At 40.3% G+C, this 434-nt stretch carries 1 protein-coding gene; it reads left to right on the top strand.

The window, feature by feature from the left end; genetic code table 11:
- Positions 1–433 (top strand): recombinase family protein (locus DN408_RS31140; protein ID WP_179957923.1); only part of this gene is annotated, 433 nt, incomplete at its 5' end.
- Between the last annotated feature and the right edge of the window lies 1 nt (position 434).

The raw sequence follows: 434 nt of genomic DNA, 5'->3' as shown, positions 1-434 counted from the left end.
AAACTACAGTATATATGCACATGACCCAAATGACTTTTTAGTAAATGGCATGTTAGAGCTACTAGACCAATATCAACGTCTCGAGATTGCATTAAAGCTAAGTAGGGGCAGAAAGAAGAAAGCGGAACAAGGTGGATATGCAGGTGGTGGTGTACTGTTTGGCTACAAGGCAACAAAAGGACAAAAAGTGTTAGAAGTGGATGCTGAGAAAGCAGTAGTTGTACGTAGACTATTTGAATTGCGACACTTTTTTAGGCATTGGTCACTGACTCAATTGGCAGAACGGCTTAATTTAGAGGGCTATCGTACAGGGAAAAAGAAGCTGTTTACGAAAGTGCAAGTGAAACGTATGTTAGACCGTGAGAGCTTTTATCGAGGGGTGTACACATACGGACAAATACAAACAAATGGGAAACATCCAGCAATTATATAAC

Source organism: Bacillus sp. AR13-1 (assembly GCF_008042285.1).
GTDB classification, from domain to species: Bacteria; Bacillota; Bacilli; order Bacillales; family Bacillaceae_G; genus Bacillus_A; species Bacillus_A mycoides.
The sequence above is the reverse complement of the archived record's forward strand: the minus strand, read 5'-3'. Positions and strand labels throughout refer to the sequence as shown.